Annotated in this window: 4 protein-coding genes and 1 tRNA gene; 3 read left to right on the forward strand and 2 right to left on the reverse strand. The window is 38.7% G+C overall.

The window, feature by feature from the left end; genetic code table 11:
* On the forward strand, positions 1–435 hold a 435-nt coding region (locus MV676_RS08245), incomplete at its 5' end, for a hypothetical protein (protein ID WP_297446684.1).
* Here MV676_RS08245 and MV676_RS08250 read toward each other — a convergent pair.
* Positions 432–899, reverse strand: a complete 468-nt coding sequence (locus MV676_RS08250; protein ID WP_297446687.1) for a hypothetical protein — start codon at positions 897–899, stop codon at positions 432–434. The genes MV676_RS08245 and MV676_RS08250 overlap by 4 nt on opposite strands.
* A gap of 152 nt (positions 900–1,051) precedes the next feature.
* Here MV676_RS08250 and MV676_RS08255 point away from each other — a divergent pair, with 152 nt between their 5' ends.
* Positions 1,052–1,417: a hypothetical protein gene (locus MV676_RS08255; protein WP_297446690.1), complete on the forward strand. Its 366-nt coding sequence runs from the start codon at positions 1,052–1,054 to the stop codon at positions 1,415–1,417.
* Positions 1,418–1,678: 261 nt separating this feature from the next.
* A tRNA-Gln gene (locus MV676_RS08260) sits at positions 1,679–1,753 on the forward strand.
* A 197-nt stretch (positions 1,754–1,950) separates the two neighbouring features.
* Here the strand turns inward: MV676_RS08260 and MV676_RS08265 are convergent.
* A partial coding sequence (locus MV676_RS08265; protein WP_297446693.1) for a hypothetical protein occupies positions 1,951–2,412 on the reverse strand: 462 nt, incomplete at its 5' end.

Consider the following 2,412-nt stretch of genomic DNA (forward strand, 5'->3'; position numbering starts at 1 on the left):
ATCATTGAAACTCTAATCACCATTTTTGTGATGTTGTTAGTCTTTATCAATATCCTCATAAACCCACCCATAGGAAAAACAGGAAAGCTGTCTGCTAAAACCCAGGCCGTTATAATGCGTTTAATTGCTTTATTAATGTTGCTTGCTGTAATATACGGCTATTATCCGTTCTTTACAGATTGCGTATTTTATCTGAAAACAGGAAATAGTTATTTAAAAAAGCAAGTATGCGTAGTAGAGAAAACAGTTCAATTTCCCATTCTATTTTTTATCAAAAAGACTGTAATTTGTAAAAATGGTGAAAGTTTTGAAATGAATTTAACTTTCAAAAATTTCTTTCCCGGAGAAAAGGTTGTTGTTTGCTTTCTGCCTAAAAGCAGAATAATTGTTAAAGAAGAGATATTGAGTTCTCCATATGAGAAAAGAAATCATTAAACAGATACATTCTTTATTATTTCCCCTATAATGTCCTGTCTTTCTTTCCACATTTCGGCTATCTCTCTGTGGACTTTATAGACTTTCTTTCCACTCTTACAGCCACCCACACGGCACTCTAAAGGTTTTAATGGAATACCGTTGTAGGTAAGACCGTGTAGAATGCACCTATCTTTCTTTTTGAAAACGCAGGAACCGTATTTCATTATGGGAATAAAGGGAGCATACAGTTCTTTTCCACATTCAGTCCATCTCGGAGCAATTATGAAAATTTCTCCTTTTTCAGAATCGGAAAAGTAGTAATCAATTACAAGGAACTTTTCAAATATTTCTTTCAGGGAATAGCCCTGAGATTTGAAGTATTCTATTAGTGCAACGGCCTCTTCCGGTGTCGGCCAGCCTACTCTGAATGAACAGAGTCTCTGACAGTATTCACAGTTGCAGGAGTATTCCTGAACTTCCATTTTCTCCTCTTATGCCGTTAAAATTGCTCACATATAGTTCTTTCGAGAGAAAAGTATAACAGAATATCTTGCTCTTATCAATATACACTTGACTTAAGAGAAAAGAACCGTTAAACTTACCCGTAGAAAAACTTTATATCGGGAGGATTAATATGGTAGAAGTAAAGTTTAAATGTGACCTTTGTGGCCGTAAGTTCAAAATCGGTCAGGAGATCGGAAAAGTAATTATCAAGTTAGAAAACGGGCTAATTAAAGACTTTAAAATCGGTTGTGATGACTGTGCAGAAAGAGGAGATATCGTTATTCCCCTGCACGGTATCCTGTTTCCCTCTTTCTCCGCAAAAGATTTTGCCAAAGAACTGCTTAGGATAGTGGTATCCAACAAACCTACTCCCGAAATTGAGGAAAAGATCGTTAGTTTTATAAGCACGATCTATACGGCCAAATCTGACATTTTAGGGCATCTGTATGCCATAATGCTAAAGGCTGAAGAAAGAGAAATGGCAGGTATAAAGTAGTGGTATTTATACTCCTGGCCGAAATAATGGCAGGGATATACCTAAAAGTTATAACCACTCCTGCTTTCAAGGTGGGAGTGGTTATTTCTTTTTTCTGTCTGCTGATAGGAGATAGGATTATGGCAAAGGATCTTAAATGGAGTATGTTTTACTACTTTTTAGGTATATTAGTGTTTTCGGTGGCATTATACTCTTGTGTGTCGAAAACGTAAACCACTTGACATTTTCCTGTAAAATCTGCTATAATATAAACAGCAAGGTTGGGGTGTAGCCAAGTGGTAAGGCAGTGGACTTTGGATCCACGATTCGCAGGTTCGAATCCTGCCGCCCCAACCATTACAGGAGAATAGGGTGTTCTTGAGATAACTCCGACACTCTCTACCCCCTACTGAGGGATACGGCACCTCCCCCCATCGTGCCCTCCAGAGTGTTACCCGGGGAAGTTCCCCGGGATTTTTTAACGGGAAATCCTCCAAGTTTCTGTATAGTTTCCTCCTATACAGTTAAGAGGGGGTTGCAACCCCCTCTCTTTTTTATTTCTTTGGCCTGTATTTCTCAATCAGGGATAAAATGGTATTGCTGTATTTAAACTGAACGCTGTCGGCAATGCTTTTTAGCAGGTTGTCAATCTCTTTGTATTTCTGTGCTTTTCCTTTCTTGAGTGCTTCTCTTTTCTCTTCATTAAGGGCTTCCCACAGGTAAAAGTCCTTGGCAAGCTGGTAGAGCAGGTTGCCCTTAATGAGAGCACGGTAGTGAGCTTTTTCCTCTTCTGTTCCCTCTCCGAGGATTACCTTTTTTATCCCCTCAAGCAGTTCTTCTTCCCTTGAAGAAATTTTTAACGCCTCAGGTAAAATGCGAATCTCCTCAACAACCTTTTCTTTCCTGGATTCAAGTTTCCTGATAGTCTGCTCAAGGGAACTTTTCTGTTTCTTGAGCTTTTCAAGCTCTTCCGTGCTCTTTTTAATCTTTTCCATTATAGAACGATACTTCTTAAT

This window comes from Desulfurobacterium sp. (genome assembly GCF_027028515.1).
Classification (GTDB): domain Bacteria; phylum Aquificota; class Aquificia; order Desulfurobacteriales; family Desulfurobacteriaceae; genus Desulfurobacterium_A.

What these genes read in the sequence shown, in the direction of transcription:
- MV676_RS08250 (WP_297446687.1), bottom strand. Translation starts at nt 899, where the DNA reads ATGGAAGTTCAGGAATACTCCTGCAACTGTGAATACTGTCAGAGACTC.
- MV676_RS08255 (WP_297446690.1), top strand. Translation starts at nt 1,052, where the DNA reads ATGGTAGAAGTAAAGTTTAAATGTGACCTTTGTGGCCGTAAGTTCAAA.